Raw genomic sequence first — 17292 nt, 5'->3', positions numbered from 1 at the left:
GCACCTTCGGTGCGGTTTAATCCCCGGTTGAGCGACGGGCCGCAGGCCCGTTGCTCAACCGGAAAACTGAAAGATGCTATAATGCCTTACCTTCGCACCATGACCCGTTGGGAAAGTTATCTCGTTTCAGCAGCCAAAGTGATCAACGCCTATAAAGGCGACCTTCCGCTGCACCATTTTCTGAAGAAATTTTTTAAGCAGCACCCGCAGATGGGAAGCCGCGACAGACGCTGGATTTCGCAGCTCGTATATCATTACTTCCGCCTCGGATGGTGGAAGAGAGATATGGAGGTAAGTGAGCGATTGCTGTTAGGTACCTTCCTGTGCGAACAAAAGTCAAACGACCTGTTGGCACAATTGCAGCCGGCATGGAATGAGCAGATAGATGCATCGTTAGCTGAAAAATTGCAGTTAAGTAATGCCGGTGAGCTCACCGCTGAACAGTTATTCCCCTTTACGGACGAGCTGTCTGAAGGCATTGACGCCAACGCATTTGCGCTGAGCTACCTCAATCAGCCACACTTTTTCCTGCGTATCCGCAATAACAGGCAGGACAAAATACTGGCGATTTTAAAGCAGGCCAACATAGCGTATGAATTGTCTGAAAACCGCACTACGCTTGCGTTGCCGAACGGTACTAAAATCGAAGAACTGATCCCGGATAAAAGCTGGTACGAAGTACAGGATGCCAGCAGTCAGCAAACAGGCCTGTTATTTAAGCCTTCCAGAGGTCAGCGCTGGTGGGATTGCTGCGCTGCAAGTGGCGGTAAATCCATCCTGCTGAAAGACCAGGAACCGAATGTGCAGCTGCTTGTGAGCGATGTACGCAGGTCTATCCTCGAAAACCTCCAACAGCGCTTTGCTGCCGCCGGAGTAAAGAACTATGAAGCACGCGTGGCCGACCTTACCAATCCTGCGTTTCCGGGAACAATGGGGAATGTGAAGTTTGACGGGATAATCCTTGATGCACCCTGCAGCGGTTCCGGTACCTGGGGCCGTACGCCGGAGAGTTTAGCCTTTTTCAAAAAAGAGGAAATTCAACGATACCAGGATTTGCAAAAGCGTATAGCCGATAACGTTATACATTTTGTGAAACCGGGTGGCGTGTTGATTTATATTACCTGCTCCGTATTTAAAAAAGAGAATGAGGAAGTGGCGGCGTTCATAGAAGCCAATAGTAATTTGAGAAGGGAAGAAGGCGGTGTGATTCCGGGGTATGAAAGCGGGGCGGATACGATGTATGCGGTGAGGTTTAGGAGAGTTGGGTAAAATCTTATCCAGAGAAAAATTTTTAGTAAATATCTTATTTTAAAAGGGATAAAATTCTATTTTTAAAAAGTAGTGTACCCATCCCTTTTATACTAATGATATTGTGAATCAATGAAAAAGAATTTATTTCTCCTATACCTTCTGTTTGCCTTGGCAGGCGTTGGTTTTGCACAGACTGGCGATTTACTTCGCGTGATGCAACCTTCACCTACCAGCCGTGAATTCGAAAAGTACATTACCCAGCAAGTTTCCTTGTACAATGGTATTCCTGAAATCAATATACCGTTATATAATCTCCAGGTGGGTAAGGCGTCAATACCCATTATGCTGAAATACCATGCCTCCGGAATAAAATTTGGTCAGAGCTCCGGGGAGGTGGGCGTTGGCTGGGTACTTGAACCAGGGTATAGAATTTCCAGGACTATGTATGGTCGTCCGGACGAATATTTTCCCATGCCTGCAAATCTGGACGTGGTCAACTCAATTCCAGATCCCGCAACAAGGGATGTTTACCTTGCACAATTTGGCCGGGATAATGAAATGTATCTTCCCTTCGCGTCCCAGGCGCTGGATGGTGAGTATGATAAGTTTTCTTATTCTCTGGGAACTACAGCAGGTATGTTTATTATTACTGACCGGCAGCAACGAAAGGTAAAAACTACCAGCACGTCGCTGGATACAATTTCCTATACGCAGAATCTACAGGGACTGATTACTAATTTTGATATAACGGATGGCAATGGAATTTCCTATCGTTTTGGAAAAGAACTTACGGGGTCAAATACTGTATATGAAAGAAATTCCAGCGTTAACTTCACCAAAGGGATTACTCCGACTGCATGGCTGCTGACTAATATGGTTGATCCATTCGGACAATATGCACGATTTCATTATAGAAATTATCAGGAGAGTAACTCAAATACCGCGAAATCACTGTATACGATGGCCTCAGTTTCCGGGCCTTACCAAATGTGTCCTAATACAACCGGAGACGCAAATTTAAGCAGTGTTCCACTAAATGTATATGAGGTACAGGCATTAACGGATATAACTACGGAAAGAGAGGTGGTGAAGTTTTATCGAAAAGCCAATACGACCATTATTGACTCCATTACAGTAAATCTACTCACTGGTCAGCGTTTGAAAAAAATTGTATTCCAACATGTCTCAACTGCGCTGCACCGGTTCCTGGATAAGGTGATAGTTTATGGAAGCAAAGATATAAATGGACAGACGTACAGCTTTAACTATATTAACCGGGACTATCCTGGAAATGGAAGTCTGATCGCGGATTATTGGGGTTATTACAGACAAACCTCCAATAATTACTATGAGTTTCCGGATTTTGGAACCCCGTACCTCTGTAAAGGGGAAATGGGGGCTGTTTCGCTGGGGGCCTATATGACAATGACTGACAGAAACCCGTATGGTACTGATGCCAGTTTTTTTACGCTCAATAAAATAACCTATCCGACCGGGGGAAGTACTTCTTTTGAATATGAATCAAATAAATATTGGGGAGCGAATGATAATAATGGGATGCTTACGATTAAAAATGTTGGTATCAGAATAAAGAAGATTTGGTTTAATGACCTTGTGAGAAATGAAACAATGATGAAGGAGTATAGATATGGCACTACTGATGATGAAACAGGGGTGGTTTCGGTAGACCTGGCGAATAAAAATCTCTTTATTTCTGAAGCTGTTTATGGGGACTGCCTGCTATCTGGTGCAAGTCAGGTGGACGTTAGATTATTGCGTACAGTCACCTTCAAAACCAACCCTGATGAAGAGTTGGCGGCGGCAGCTGCAAGCCCGGTTACCTATAGCAAAGTTACTGAAACTTCAATGGGTATCAATCCAGTGAACGGTTTGACTGAATACAATGGGAAAACTGAATATTATTACATACTTCCTGAGTCTATTTACTATCAGGGTTATCCAGTAAACTCCAGTTATATAGCGTATGATGGATTAATGGATGGATTTGGAGGAGACTGTATAAATATGGGTGCTGGAGCAAAGAATATGTTGCGAAAGTATCCTGCTTATTATGTTTCTCTCGATGCCACCTGGAAAAAGCCAGTGTTAAAGTCTAAAAAAGTATACAAATATGTAAATGGAATATTTGAACCACAGTTATTTGAGGAGAATGAATATGTTTCGAATATGGAAATGTTTGCTGGTTTAAAGGTGCGGAAGTTTTTTAGTGCAGCTGAAAATTATAATAATTCCAATAACTATTATGCTAATAGTATTACCAGTTTATTTGATTATGGTAGTTATAGTGTTTCATGCGGGGATCAGGTGCTTTCACGTACAATTTCCACGTATTTTTCAAACGGCAGCCAGTTGCAGCAGGAGAGAAAATTAAGCTATAATTCATTATTACAGGTCAGCAAAGAGGAAACTGTTAGTAGCGATAATACCAAAACAATTGCATATAACTATTATCCGAAAGACTATGGCGTAATTACGGGGACTGACCCGATCTCATCAGGTGTAAAAAAATTGTTAGCTAGTCATATACTTACGGCTACCATTGAGAATACATTGGCAAAAACTGATATTAATGGCAGTAATGAGCGGGTGGTCAAATCGAGTTTTAATTCCTTTAAATCCGATATGCCATTACAGGATGGGTTATGGACCTTCAATGAAGGTAACAGTGTTACCAATTTTAGCAGAACTACGTTGATTAACGGAGCGGTAAGCCATGACTCCCGATATCAACGCAGGTTATCGTTTAATAGCTATGATAGTCGCGGAAATATCCTGGAACAGCAGAAGGTGAATGACATTGCGGAACTTTACATCTGGGGTTATAACAACCAATATCCAGTCGCGAAAATATTGGGAGGAAACTATGTTACCGCTGTCGGGCAGCTAAACCAGGCAATTTTACAGTATCCGGCCAACGACCAACAATTGAGGGAAGAATTGAATAAGCTCAGAATTAATAATCCGGATGGAAAAATACTGGTGAGTACATATACATATGCGCCTTCCATTGGTATTACCAGTGAAACAGATCCTGCTGGTCGTACTTCTTATTACGAGTATGATGAATCAGGTCGTTTAAAGCTGATAAGGGATGCCAATGGTAATATTGTTAAGCTGTATGACTACAAATATCAGCAGCTTTTAACTCAATAAATATAAAATTTATAAACCGTTCTGTTCTTTGATGAATAGTTGAAGTACCATTTTCTAAACAATAGATATCCTGATACTGTGAATAAATTTATCCTTGTCCTTGTTTTTGGAGTATTCCCAATAATATCAGTTGCACAGGAAAATAAACCTGTCGTAACTACTCCGGTTTCTCAGCCTGTAGAGAGTGTGCCTGCCGCATATACGAATCCCACCATAAATTATGTGAGAACCTGGGCGCCGGCCATTCCCCTTACAAATGCTACAGACGTTAGTAGCCGAACTAAGCCTGTAAGCCAGGTGAAAGAGCAGACTGCTTATGTAGATGGTCTTGGCCGGCCACTTCAATCAGTAGTAAAGGGGATTAGCCCACAGGGTCGTGACCTGGTAACACCTGTAATTTACGATCAGTTTGGCAGGGAAGTCACCAAATATCTTCCCTATACCTCCACCACGGGCGACGGTAATCTGAAGCTTAACCCATTTTTGGAACAGCAACAATTTTACCAGGGATATCCTTCGGCACAAAACAATACCATCTATTATAGTGAAACTGAATTTGAAGCATCTCCGCTTAATCGGCAATTGAAAAGTTATGCCGCCGGTAACGGCTGGGCCAGAACAAAGGGAAACCATCCGATAGAGCAGCAATACCTGGTAAATGAATCAGCTGACCAGGTAGTCATCTGGACAGTGGATATTAGTGGCAATGCGGTTGCTTCCGGATATTATGCTCCGGGAACCTTGTACAAAGAAGTTATTATTAATGAAGATGGGGCAAAGGTTATCAGTTTTAAGGACAAAAGTGATGTTTTGATTCTAAAAAAGACGGAACAAACTTCTCAGCATACAAATGCATATAATGGTTGGCTGAGTACCTATTATATATATGACGATCTGGGCCAGCTCAGAACCGTTATCCCACCGCTGGCAGTGGAAAAGATTATTGGCCAGTGGACCCTTGGCGCCGTACAGGCAGAGCTCTGTTTCCAGTACAATTATGATGATCGTGGCCGGATGATTGAAAAGAAGATTCCGGGAGCAGGCGTAGTGGAAATGGTTTATGATACGCGCGACCGGCTGGTTTTTACTCGGGATGGAAACATGCGCGGTAAAGGAAACTGGCTGGTGACTTTTTATGATGGGCTTAACAGGCAGGTAGAAACCGCTATTTATCATCCTACGGTGCCTACCGATCGTTCTTCACTCCAATCAGCCATGAATGCGGTTACCAATACCACTGGACAGCAACAATTCACCTTCCCCGGCATCGATAACCTGGTAATGGCTACTGATCAGGGTAAATCACTTTATGAAGCAAGAATAAGTATTGAGCTGATTGATGGTTATGATAGTAATACAGGCGAAAAAGAGTATAGCATAAATACCAGCCTGAATACCGGTCAGGTTGCTTTGCAGTTGACGAACCCGTTGCCAGCTATCAGCGAAGGGGAACTGACCCCGTTGACTTTTACTTTTTATGATAACTACAACTATCCTGGTGTGATAGCACCGGTTGGCTTTGATTTTAATCCTTATAAAGATGGCAATGCAATTGGGCCGGTAGACCCAGTAAGAACATTGAACACACAGGGATTAGTGACAGGTATGCGCACCCGCGTACTGGGTACAAACAGCTGGCTTACTACCACTACTTACTATGATGATAAAGGTCGCACTATAGAAATAGTGAAGGAAAACTATAACGGGGTTAAGCATACGGTTCATTCCATGTATGACTTTACTGGCAAAGTTTTACTGACCCATGAACAGCATATTAATCCATCGAGTGCGCAACAATCTAACATGGATGTGATCACCCGGAATACCTACGATGCAGGGGGCAGGTTGCTCACAGTTACCAAACGTTATAATAACGACGCCAGCCTGGAGCGAATTATTTTATCAAATACCTATGATGCAAATGGTCAGCTGCAGAAAAAAGACCTGGGTATTGGGAACGATGGTATTGCACTTACTTCTGTGAATTATGATTATAATATCCGTGGCTGGTTAACAGGTATAAACAAAGCATATGTGACCAGTGGTACTGGTGACCGCATGTACTTTGGCCAAACATTGTCTTATGACAACGGATTTAACAATCCATCTTTTAGCGGCAATATCGCTGGCCAGCTATGGAGAGGGTATAATGATCCTATAGCAAGGGCCTATGGGTATAAATACGATAATGCCAGCAGACTGCTTTCTGCGGATTTCAACCAGCAGGATAATGGTCCTTCTGACAGCTGGACGCATAGCTCCGTGAATTTCTCGGTATCCAATCTTGGATACGATGCCAATGGCAACATCATGAGCATGAAGCAGGACGGGATGGTAGCCGGTGCACCCGCAGTAATTGATAACCTGCAGTATCGCTATATGAATAATAGCAACAAGCTGGAGTCAGTGAACGACGTAGGTGGAACCAGTGCGGCACTAGGTGATTTTAAAAATTCGCCCTCTGACGGAGTGGACTACGGTTATGACAGTAATGGTAATCTTACCAGTGATAATAACAAAGGCATCAGTCAAATCAATTATAATATTCTTAATCTGCCAGAAGAAATCACTGTTGGTACAAAAGGAAGCATCAGTTATTTGTATGATGCTACTGGCGCCAAACTCCGAAAAACAGTAATTGATAAAACTGTTTCGCCGGTAAAAACTACTGTTACTGATTATATGGCCGGCCTTGTGTTTAAGGATAATGTCATGGAGCTGATAAGTCATGAAGAGGGCAGACTCCGTGTGGTAAATAAGCAGGGTGCTGCGCCATTATACATTTATGATTATTTCCTGAAAGATCATCTGGGCAATGTTCGCACTGTATTGACGGAGCATAATGACCAAACTATTTATGCTGCTACAATGGAAACTGCTAAGGCTTCTGCAGAAGAAGCGTTGTTCAGCAATGTGGCCACTACCAGGGCAGATTTACCGGTGGGTTACCCAACGGACGAAACTTCCCCTGTTAACAAATTTGCATCCAAATTAAATGGAGGGTCAGAGAAAAAAGTAGGCACTTCACTGGTGCTGCGTGTAATGGCTGGTGATACTGTCAAAATAGGCACCAAGGCCTTCTACAAATCAACTGTTGGGCAAAAGAAGAATGCTTCCAAAGAAGAAATTCTTAGCTCCCTACTAAATGCATTCGGTGAAAGTGCTGGAAATGGTGGACACGGTAGTGTAGCCTCGAATCGTACACCAGCCAGCAACCTGACCGGTAACGACTTACGTAAGCTGGCTGAAAAAAATCCCGACCAGGGAGCAGCGGACAAACCCCGCGCTTACCTGAATTATGTATTGTTTGATGATCAGTTTAAACTGGTGGATCAGAGCAGCGGCCTGAAGCAGGTAGCTGCCACTCCCGATGAGCTGCAAACATTAGCGACCGAGGATGTAGTGATGGAAAAGAGTGGTTTTCTGTATATTTATACCAGTAATGAAACTAACCAGGATGTTTATTTCGACAACCTGGTGGTGACGCATAACGGCGGGCCGGTACTGGAGGAAACGCATTATTATCCATTTGGGTTGACGATGGCGGGGATAAGTTCAAATGCGTTGAAGGGAAGTAATTACGCTGAGAACCGTTTGAAATACAATGGTAAGGAACTTCAGAGTAAGGAGTTCGGCGATGGTTCCGGATTGGAGTGGTATGATTATGGCGCTAGGATGCAAGATCCCCAAATTGGGAGGTGGCATGGAATAGATGCTAAAGCAGAAAAGTACAATTATATTTCCCCATATAGTTACACTTTGAATAACCCTATCAATTTTATTGATCCAGATGGAAAAGATGTTAGAGTTGGAATTAATGCGGAGAATCACACAATTACGTTGTCATCAACGATTTTCGTTATGGGAGCGAATGCTGAAAAGCAAACCGAAAAATATAATCAGTTTCTTATAGATAATTCACGATTACTCAGTGGAAAATTTAACGATGCAGATGGAAATGAATGGACAATTTCTATAGATATTAATTATAAAGTTGGGAATGAGGATGATAAGGAAAGAATAGCCAAAAATCCAAATGGAGATAATATCTTGGAATTGACTACAAATGGAAATTTTGCTCGCGCCGAGAGTATTGATGGGAAAACCCCAAGTGCACAAATGGTTCGTGAGGATCCTAATAATCCCTATAGCAGGGTTGTAGGGCGTTATGATGGGATCGGTAGAAGAACTGTGATCGGTATAGGAAGAAACGCTGATAACAGTTATTCAGATGGAGGAACCGGATTTCACGAAACGCTGCATTTATTTGGATTACTCGACAGATATTATACAGATAAATATGGAGCATTTAAGGAAAGTCATAAGGGATACGAAAATGACGTGATGGGAACACCGGCAGGTTTCCCGGATAGTAATCTTCAAATGACCCAAGGGCATTTTAATAATTGGGGAAATTATATAATCAATAATAAACTTCCATCTGGATCTATCATCAACGTAACTGTTGATAGAAATCCACTAACAAATGCGCTATTGCCATGAACTTTCAAAGGATTATAAAAGTATTGATGTTGTCCATATTCTTAACTGCTAGTTTATCCTGCAACAAAGTTTTTTTCGTGGACAGGTCGATTGTACTTCGCCAACAATATGGATACATAGTTGAACAAAGAAATCAAATGGTATTTATTCCTATGGATATCAATAAGGATTTCATTAGTCAGGTTAACGGAAAGACAGGATATCGAATCTACCAGTCGCCGGGCTATGAAGGAATTAAATATGCGCAAGGGGATAGTATTCAGGTAGAAATGCATTATTATGATGTTAAGATAAAGAAGGATGTTGTTCTTAATGAAAAAGTTTATATCGTTAGAGCTATAATTGTTTATACTGACGACAAAAAAAGCCGATCTAAAGAAAATACAACAATTGCATTCGACTATGAGGGTAAGACATACTCATTTACCTCCTATGCGAATCGCTTTACACAGGTTTATCAAGTTGTAGGGGTCGTATCATTGTTAGATAAGAAGTAATAACATCATCTTTATTGCATTCGAACTAATCTTGCCAAAGTTTTTCCCTTTTTTCGTTAACTTTTAGATGGAAACCATCACTAACGAAAACTGCGCAGCATGAAGACACTCTGGAAATACCTGAAGCCGCATAAAAAACTGATCCTTATTTCCTTGCTGCTGGCCGGCTCCGCGCAACTACTCAACCTGCTGGACCCAATTATCTTTGGTAAGATTGTAGACAATTACGCTTCCAACCCCAACCATCTGAGTGAGAAAGAACTGGTGAGTAGTGTGCTTTACTGGCTGGGAATTGCTATTGCAATTGCCTTGCTCGCCAAGGCATTTAAATCTCTCCAGGAATACCTGACAAGAAAAACCGTAGCACAGTTTGGAATGCAGATATTTAATGATGGGCTGAAACAAACGCTGCGCTTGTCGTTCCAGGAGTTTGAAGAAAACAGGAGCGGTACCACGCTCTCCATTTTACAGAAAGTAAAAACAGATGCGGAGCGCTTTACGAACAGCTTCATCAACGTCCTTTTTTCTTCGCTGGTAGGAACCGGTTTTCTTATTTGGTACAGTATCAACAAAAACTGGATGCTGATTCCTGTATTCGTAATAGGCGTGCTGGTATTAGGTTCACTGACGGGGCTTCTTTCCCGTAAAATAAAAACGGTGCAGCGCAGCATTAACCGGCAAACAGATGCGCAGGCAGGTGTGATTACAGAAAGTCTAAGAAATATAGAGCTGGTAAAGAGCCTTGGGCTTACGTTTCCGGAGATCAGGCGTTTGAATGAGCAAACCAAAAAGATCTATGAATTGGAGATGTACAAAGCCAAAAAAGTAAGTACACTTTCATTGCTGCAAGGCACCGCACTCAACCTGTTGAAACAATCGATTTTGTTTATTTTACTATGGCTGATATTCAGGCAGGTACTGAGTACCGGTGAATTGATCGCCATGCAATTCATATCCACAGCCATTTTCGTGCCCCTGCAGGACCTGGGCAATATGATCCTTCAATACCGCGAAGTAGACGCCAGCATCCGCAATTTTGATAAGCTGATGAAGAAACCGGTAGAACGCCGGCCAGAAACGCCGGTAGAGATTGGACCTTTGGAAAGTCTGCGCTTTGAAGACGTAGTTTTCAGGCATAAAACGGCTACCTATAACGCCATGGATGGTATTTCATTTTCTGTACACCTGGGGCAAACCATTGCTTTCGTAGGACCTTCCGGCTCCGGTAAATCCACGCTGGTAAAGCTCCTGGTGGGACTATATACCCCTGTTAGTGGTAATATCTACTTTAATGAAGTAAAGTCCAGGGACCTCCGTTATAACCCGCTGCGCCGTCAGATTGGCTTTGTAACACAGGACACGCAACTGTATGCCGGCACCATCCGCGATAATATGCTGTTTGTAAAACCCGGGGCTAGTAATGAAGAAATTATGGATGCGCTGAACAAGGCTTCCGCGGCTGCTTTGATAGCCAAAACTGATAAGGGTATTTATACCATGCTGGGTGAAAACGGCATGAAGCTGTCGGGAGGGGAGAAGCAGCGAATTTCCATTGCCAGGGCGCTGCTGCGGCAGCCGCGACTCCTCATTTTCGATGAGGCCACCTCGGCGCTGGACTCCCTTACAGAAGAAGATATTACAGCCACTATCCGGGAAGTATCCGCTTCCAGGGAGCAAATGACGATACTGATTGCCCATCGGTTATCCACTATTATGCATGCAGATGCTATTTACGTACTGGAAAAGGGTAAGATAGTGGAAACAGGCAGCCATGAGGAGTTGCTGGTGCAAAAAGGGCTCTATTATGCCATGTGGCGGCAACAGGTGGGTGAGCGCCGCTTCCGCCCTGAAACAGTACAGGATGCTGCTGCCGAAGATGAGGATGAAGAGGATGATGACACTATTGTGCAAAAAATAGGGCTGACCTGATGGCCAGCCCCGTAAGTATAAACTGTATGTACAATTAAAGATTGTCAGGCGTAAACGCGCGCTGAATAATACCACCGCCGATTACATCATCGCCTTCATAGAAAACGGCCGACTGCCCGGGGGCAATACCTTTCACGTTTTCGTAGAAATTCACCTTCACCTGTCCGTTTTCGTTGTAAAGATTGCTCAGCGCACCTTTATCCTTGTAACGGATTTTGGTAACGGCTTCCATACCGTCAGGAATGGTTTCGTATTTACCCATGTTTATTTTAGCAACAAACATTTCGTTTTTCTGCAGTTCATCTTCGTTGCCAAGCACCACTGTATTGGTTTCCGGAATAATTTCCGTTACAAACACCGGGCGGCCCAGGGCAATGTCCAGTCCTTTACGCTGACCGATCGTATAAAAAGGATAACCTTTGTGTTTACCTACAACAGTACCATCTGCGAGTACGAAGTTGCCGCCGTTTACCCTTTCTTCGAGACCTTCCACTTTGCGTTTCAGGAATCCGCGATAGTCGTTGTCCGGCACAAAGCAAATCTCATAGCTCTCCGCTTTCTTTGCCAGTTCAGGGTAGCCGAAATCGAAGGCCATTTGCCTGATCTCCGTTTTACGGTATTTACCCAGTGGCAGGATGGTGCGTGCGAGTACATCCTGCTGGATGCCCCACAGTACATAGCTTTGATCCTTCAGTTCGTCTATCCCTTTGCTGATAACGTAACGACCATTATCGTGCTGGCGAATCTGGCCGTAGTGGCCTGTAGCAATAAATTCGCAGTCCAGTGCATCGGCGCGTTTCATCAGTGCGCGCCATTTGATATGGGTATTACAGAGTACACACGGGTTAGGTGTGCGACCTGCAATGTATTCATCTACGAAGTTATTGATCACAAAATCGCCGAATTCGTCGCGGATGTCCAGCACGAAGTGCGGGAACCCGTGATGCACCGCAGCTGCGCGGGCATCATTAAATGAATCGAGGTTACAGCAGCCGGTTTCTTTCTTGCTGGCACCAGCCGACGCATAATCCCAGGTTTTCATGGTGATCCCCACCACTTCATAGCCCTGTTCGTGTAACATCAGTGCTGTTACAGTACTGTCGATTCCGCCACTCATGGCAACCAGCACTTTTCCAAGCTTGCTCATTAAAATTGTTTTAAGGATGCAAAATTACTTAAAATCCAGCCAATGCCGGTACACATATTATCGATTATACCAATGCCACAATCAATTTTTACTATGGGATGATACGTTTTTGGCTGGGTTTAGCAATTATTTAGCTTGTTACTACAAATTGTTAATTTAGCGCGCTATATTTAGTGTCCAAACAAGAGGAAATGTTACCAATACTCAATCAGGAGCTCGTACTTCAAAGAGCAGATTCCGGCGTCAGTGAAAAACAGTTTCAATTCCCGGAGAAAATACTTCAATTCGGCACAGGCGTACTGTTACGCGGACTTGTAGACTATCTCGTAGACAAAGCCAACAAGCAACAGGTGTTCCAGGGCCGCGTGGTGGTAATCAAATCCACCGACGGAGATACCTCCGAATTTGATCAGCAAAATTCATTGTACACTACACATATTAAAGGAATTTCTCAAGGGGAATTGGTGGATAGCGTACTGATAAATGCTTCTATTTCCCGTGTTTTGCAATCGAATGCAGACTGGAATAAGGTGCTCCAAGCAGTGCATCAGCCTGAGTTACAGATCATTATATCCAACACCACCGAGGTGGGTATCCAATATGTAGCAGAAAAAGTGACAGGAGGAGTACCCTCCAGCTATCCCGGCAAGCTGCTGGCCATACTCTGGGAACGTTACCAGTACTTTAAAGGCAGCAGTAACACGGGTTTTGTGATCGTGCCTACTGAATTGGTAGTGGATAACGGGAAATTATTGAAAGAAATCGTACTTAAACTGGCAGCATTCAATGAAATGCCGGCAGGCTTCATCGATTGGATCAACGGCGATAACCACTTTTGTAGCAGCCTGGTAGACCGCATCGTTCCCGGAAAGCCACGAAATCTCCCGGAAATGGAAGAAAAAGCAGGTTATTCCGATAAACTCTGGATTGAAGTAGAGCCGTTCCTGTTATGGGCGATTGAAGGCAACGAATATATCCGGTCAGTATTATCGTTCCATCAAACAGATGAGCGCATGCTGATCCAACCGGATATTACGCCGTTCCGTGAGCAGAAACTGCGCATCCTCAACGGTTCCCACACTGCTACGGTACCAATGGCTTACCTGTCGGGCCTCAACACAGTATACGAAGCCATGGAAAACGAATACATGCGCAATTTTTTCCAGCAGGTAATTTTAGAAGAAATTCTGCCAACCATTAAAGATATTTGTCCTACGGCACCTGCATTTGCCGCGGATGTACTGGACCGCTTCGCCAATCCGTTTATCGCGCATAAGCTGATCAGCATTACTTTCCAGGAGAGCTCCAAGATGAATGCCCGCAATGTGCGAACGCTGCTGCGTTATTATGAGCAAAAGAAAGCCCTGCCTCCGTATATGTGCCTCGGTTTTGCTGCCATGCTGCTGTTCCTGAAACCAGTGAAGCAGGAAGCAGGAAAGTACTACGGTGCAAGGGATGGGGAAGAGTACCTGATTACAGACGATAACATCGCCCTGTTTGCGGAGTACTGGGAGCAACGTACCACCACCTATGAAATGGTGGCTAAAATAGCCGCAGACACGCGTTTGTGGGAGGTTAGCCTGCACGCTATCCCTGGCTTTACCGCTACTATCAGTGAACATTTGGATCAATTACTAGAACAAGGAGTGAAGTCATTCATCCGCCAGGAGCTGGCTTCCTCCCGTATATAAATTCTACAGTGCTATGAAACAATTTTTGTCGGAGGATTTTTTGCTGCAAACAGAAACGGCTAAACGCTTATACTTTGATTATGCGAAGGCGATGCCTGTGATCGATTACCATAACCACCTGCCTCCGGATGAAATAGCGCAGAACAAGGTATTTGCCAACCTCACGGAGATCTGGCTGAAAGGGGATCACTATAAGTGGAGAGCGATGCGTGCCAACGGTGTGGCGGAGCAATTCATCACCGGCGAGGCAGATGATTTCACCAAGTTTAAACACTGGGCGGCCACTACTCCTTATACCATGCGCAACCCGTTGTACCACTGGTCGCACATGGAACTGCGCAATCCGTTTGGAATCACTGATCTGTTGAGCGAGTCAACCGCCGAAAGTATTTACCAGCGCTGTAATGAACAGCTGCCGGGCCTCAGCACCCGGGCGTTGCTGACGCATTACCAGGTAACCACGTTGTGCACCACTGACGATCCGGTGGATTCACTGGAACATCATGCGGCCATTGCGGCCAATCCGTTTGGAACGGCCGTGCTGCCTACTTTCAGGCCCGACAGGGCCATGGCGGTGGATAACCCTGCTGTCTTCAACGCTTTTGTCGATAAGTTGTCGGAAGTAGTGAACAGTGATATCAATAGCTACGACAAGCTGCTGGCCGCTTTGCAGCAGCGCCACGATTATTTTCATGAAAAAGGCGGGCGACTGAGCGATCACGGGCAGAGTGCATTTTATTTCAAACCGGCTACCCCGGCGCAGCTGGAGCAGATCTTCCAGCAGGCCAGAACCGGTAAGGTTGCCACGGAACAGGAAAATGAGCAGTTCAGAACAGCCGTGCTGTTGCAGATATGCGAGTGGAACCACGCCAAAGGCTGGGCACAGCAGTTTCATGTGGGCGCTATCAGGAACAATAACACCAGACTATTGCAGTCCTACGGCGCAGATGCGGGCGTTGATTCCATTGGCGACTGGAAAAATGCCATGGCCATGAGCGCGTTCCTGAATGAACTAGATAAGAAAAATAAGCTGGCTAAAACCGTTTTATATAATCTGAACGGGGCCGATAATGATGTATTTGCAACGATGGCGGGCAACTTCCAGGATGGCAGCATACCGGGTAAAATCCAGTATGGCTCCGGTTGGTGGTTCCTGGATCAGAAAGACGGAATGGAAAAACAAATGAACTGTTTAAGCAATATGGGCCTGCTTTCCAGGTTCGTTGGCATGCTTACGGACTCACGTAGTTTTCTTTCTTATTCGCGTCATGAATATTTCCGTCGTATTTTGTGCAACCTCCTGGGCCGGGATGTGGAAAATGGAGAGCTTCCTAACGATATGGCATGGTTGGGAAAAATGGTGCAGGATATTTGTTACAATAATGCAAAAGCATATTTCGGATTCTAATGAAAGCAGTAAAAGTAATTACGTTTGGGGAGATCCTGCTGAGGCTCTCCCCGCAGCTGTCGGAGCATACAGCTGCGATCTACGTAGGAGGGGCTGAGGCCAACGTGGCCGCAGCCCTGGCTCAATGGGGCACGCCTGCATCCTACCTGAGTAAAGTTCCTGACAACGGCTTATCCCGTGATGTACTGGCCCAGCTGACTGCATTGGGGATTGAAACCGACAGAATGTTATGGGGTGGGGACCGCATCGGTATCTATTACCTCGCACAGGGTAGTGACCTGAAGCATGCCGAGGTAGTGTACGATCGCAAGTATTCATCCTTTGCCAGCATTCAGCCGGGTACGGTGGACTGGGACAGTCTGCTGGGCGATGCGGAATGGTTCCACTGGAGCGCCATTACCCCTGCGTTGAACCCTGAGGCCGCCGTGATCTGTAAAGAAGTGCTGGAAGCAGCTACCCGCAAGGGGCTGACCATCTCCACAGACCTGAATTTCCGCAGTAAACTTTGGCAGTATGGTAAAAAGCCATTTGAAGTGATGCCGGAGCTGGTGGAATACTGTGATGTGGTAATGGGTAATATCTGGGCGGCGCATACCATGCTGGATACTTCCCTCAATACCGTGGCCCTGGAGCAGGATAAGCAGGAAGTATACATTGAGCAGGCTACCGTGGTGGCCAAGGAGATTACTGATCGTTTCAAACGCTGTAAGCGTGTGGCTTTCACCTTCCGCTTTTCATCTGCGGCTACGCATAACCACTACTACGCGTTTTATTATAACGACGGTAATGTAGCGGTAAGCAAGGCCTATGATACCGATCAGGTGGTGGACAGAGTAGGCAGCGGGGATTGCTTTATGGCAGGCCTGATACATGCCCAGCTGGCCGGAAAGGATGACCAGGGAATCATCTCATTTGCCGCCGCCGCCGCTTATTCCAAGTTTTTTGTTAAGGGAGATTTTAATACTACTGCGGTAGAGGACATATATAAATTGATGTAGACATGGCACCGAAATCAGAAATAATTTTAGCTGCTTTCAGGCAGAGCGGGGTTATCCCGGTTTTTTATCATGAAGATGTGAATGTATGCCTGGAAGTACTGCAGGCCTGTTACGACGGTGGACTGCGGGTATTTGAGTTTACCAGCCGCGGCGCCGCTGCCAGGGCTAACTTCAAAGCCATGCTGGAAAAGAAGAATGCTGGTATGCCGGAAATGTACCTGGGTATAGGTACCATTAAAAACGCGGACGATGCAGCATTTTTCGCGGATGCAGGTGCTGATTTCATCGTTTGCCCTATTGCAGATCCGGCTACTGCTGCTATCTGTCATGAAAAGCAGATTACCTGGATTCCCGGATGTATGACGCCTACAGAAATTGCTGTTGCAGAAAAAAATGGTGCCCAGCTGGTGAAGCTGTTTCCTGGTAATGTGCTGGGTCCTGGTTTTGCCACTGCGATCAAGCCTTTGTTCCCTAACCTTAAATTTATGCCTACCGGCGGGGTAGAACCAACTGCGGAAAGTATGAAAAGCTGGTTTGATGCAGGTGTTGTATGCGTTGGTATGGGCTCCAACCTGCTGTCTAAATCATTGATTGAGAACCGTGACTGGACAGGCTTGAAAGAAAAAGTTATGCAAACGTTTGCAATTCTGAAAGGCTTGCAGTAAATTAAGCCTCTTTATAAATTCCAAATTCA

The 17292-nt window shown here is 44.8% G+C and carries 10 protein-coding genes; 9 read left to right on the top strand and 1 reads right to left on the bottom strand.

Annotated elements, in window-relative coordinates; all coding sequences use genetic code 11:
• Window positions 1-81 precede the first annotated feature (81 nt).
• The 5 genes from BUB18_RS01785 to BUB18_RS01765 all read left to right on the top strand — a co-directional run bounded on the left by BUB18_RS01785 (window position 82) and on the right by BUB18_RS01765 (window position 11354).
• Window positions 82-1269, top strand: coding sequence for an RsmB/NOP family class I SAM-dependent RNA methyltransferase (locus BUB18_RS01785; protein WP_083549228.1), 1188 nt, complete (start codon window positions 82-84; stop codon window positions 1267-1269).
• A 111-nt stretch (window positions 1270-1380) separates the two neighbouring features.
• Window positions 1381-4425, top strand: a complete 3045-nt coding sequence (locus BUB18_RS01780; protein ID WP_073077439.1) for an RHS repeat domain-containing protein — start codon at window positions 1381-1383, stop codon at window positions 4423-4425.
• A gap of 222 nt (window positions 4426-4647) precedes the next feature.
• Entirely contained in the window at window positions 4648-8928 is a 4281-nt protein-coding gene (locus BUB18_RS01775; RefSeq protein WP_218587977.1) for a DUF6443 domain-containing protein, read from the top strand.
• Window positions 8925-9425, top strand: coding sequence for a hypothetical protein (locus BUB18_RS01770; protein ID WP_073077435.1), 501 nt, complete (start codon window positions 8925-8927; stop codon window positions 9423-9425). Before BUB18_RS01775 ends, BUB18_RS01770 begins: the two co-directional genes overlap by 4 nt.
• A gap of 99 nt (window positions 9426-9524) precedes the next feature.
• On the top strand, window positions 9525-11354 hold the full coding sequence (locus BUB18_RS01765; RefSeq protein ID WP_073077433.1) for an ABC transporter ATP-binding protein: 1830 nt from the start codon (window positions 9525-9527) through the stop codon (window positions 11352-11354).
• 34 nt (window positions 11355-11388) lie between these two features.
• Here the strand turns inward: BUB18_RS01765 and mnmA are convergent, their stop codons facing one another.
• Window positions 11389-12501: a tRNA 2-thiouridine(34) synthase MnmA gene (gene mnmA / locus BUB18_RS01760; RefSeq protein ID WP_073077432.1), complete on the bottom strand. Its 1113-nt coding sequence runs from the start codon at window positions 12499-12501 to the stop codon at window positions 11389-11391.
• A 191-nt stretch (window positions 12502-12692) separates the two neighbouring features.
• On the opposite strand from mnmA, the gene BUB18_RS01755 reads away from it, so the two are divergent.
• The 4 genes from BUB18_RS01755 to BUB18_RS01740 are packed head-to-tail and all read left to right on the top strand — an operon-like array spanning window position 12693 to window position 17263.
• The gene (locus BUB18_RS01755) at window positions 12693-14192 is read left to right on the top strand and encodes a tagaturonate reductase (RefSeq protein ID WP_073077430.1); all 1500 of its coding nucleotides are present in this window, start codon (window positions 12693-12695) and stop codon (window positions 14190-14192) included.
• A 13-nt stretch (window positions 14193-14205) separates the two neighbouring features.
• Window positions 14206-15600 carry a glucuronate isomerase gene (uxaC, locus tag BUB18_RS01750; protein WP_073077428.1) on the top strand — a complete coding sequence of 465 codons (1395 nt, stop codon included), beginning with the start codon at window positions 14206-14208 and terminating at the stop codon, window positions 15598-15600.
• Complete coding sequence (locus BUB18_RS01745) at window positions 15600-16598, top strand: sugar kinase (protein ID WP_073077426.1); 999 nt, start codon at window positions 15600-15602, stop codon at window positions 16596-16598. The genes uxaC and BUB18_RS01745 overlap by 1 nt, the downstream gene beginning before the upstream one ends.
• 2 nt (window positions 16599-16600) lie before the next feature.
• On the top strand, window positions 16601-17263 hold the full coding sequence (locus BUB18_RS01740; protein ID WP_073077424.1) for a beta/alpha barrel domain-containing protein: 663 nt from the start codon (window positions 16601-16603) through the stop codon (window positions 17261-17263).
• The last annotated feature ends 29 nt before the right edge of the window (window positions 17264-17292 follow it).

This window comes from Chitinophaga jiangningensis, from assembly GCF_900142605.1.
Taxonomy (GTDB): domain Bacteria; phylum Bacteroidota; class Bacteroidia; order Chitinophagales; family Chitinophagaceae; genus Chitinophaga; species Chitinophaga jiangningensis.
The sequence above is the reverse complement of the archived record's forward strand: the minus strand, read 5'-3'. Positions and strand labels throughout refer to the sequence as shown.

Bases quoted from the DNA above. Each gene is read 5' to 3' on its own strand.
- BUB18_RS01785 (WP_083549228.1), top strand. From the start codon at position 82: ATGCCTTACCTTCGCACCATGACCCGTTGGGAAAGTTATCTCGTTTCA.
- BUB18_RS01780 (WP_073077439.1), top strand. From the start codon at position 1,381: ATGAAAAAGAATTTATTTCTCCTATACCTTCTGTTTGCCTTGGCAGGC.
- BUB18_RS01770 (WP_073077435.1), top strand. From the start codon at position 8,925: ATGAACTTTCAAAGGATTATAAAAGTATTGATGTTGTCCATATTCTTA.
- BUB18_RS01765 (WP_073077433.1), top strand. From the start codon at position 9,525: ATGAAGACACTCTGGAAATACCTGAAGCCGCATAAAAAACTGATCCTT.
- mnmA (WP_073077432.1), bottom strand. From the start codon at position 12,501: ATGAGCAAGCTTGGAAAAGTGCTGGTTGCCATGAGTGGCGGAATCGAC.
- BUB18_RS01755 (WP_073077430.1), top strand. From the start codon at position 12,693: ATGTTACCAATACTCAATCAGGAGCTCGTACTTCAAAGAGCAGATTCC.
- uxaC (WP_073077428.1), top strand. From the start codon at position 14,206: ATGAAACAATTTTTGTCGGAGGATTTTTTGCTGCAAACAGAAACGGCT.
- BUB18_RS01745 (WP_073077426.1), top strand. From the start codon at position 15,600: ATGAAAGCAGTAAAAGTAATTACGTTTGGGGAGATCCTGCTGAGGCTC.
- BUB18_RS01740 (WP_073077424.1), top strand. From the start codon at position 16,601: ATGGCACCGAAATCAGAAATAATTTTAGCTGCTTTCAGGCAGAGCGGG.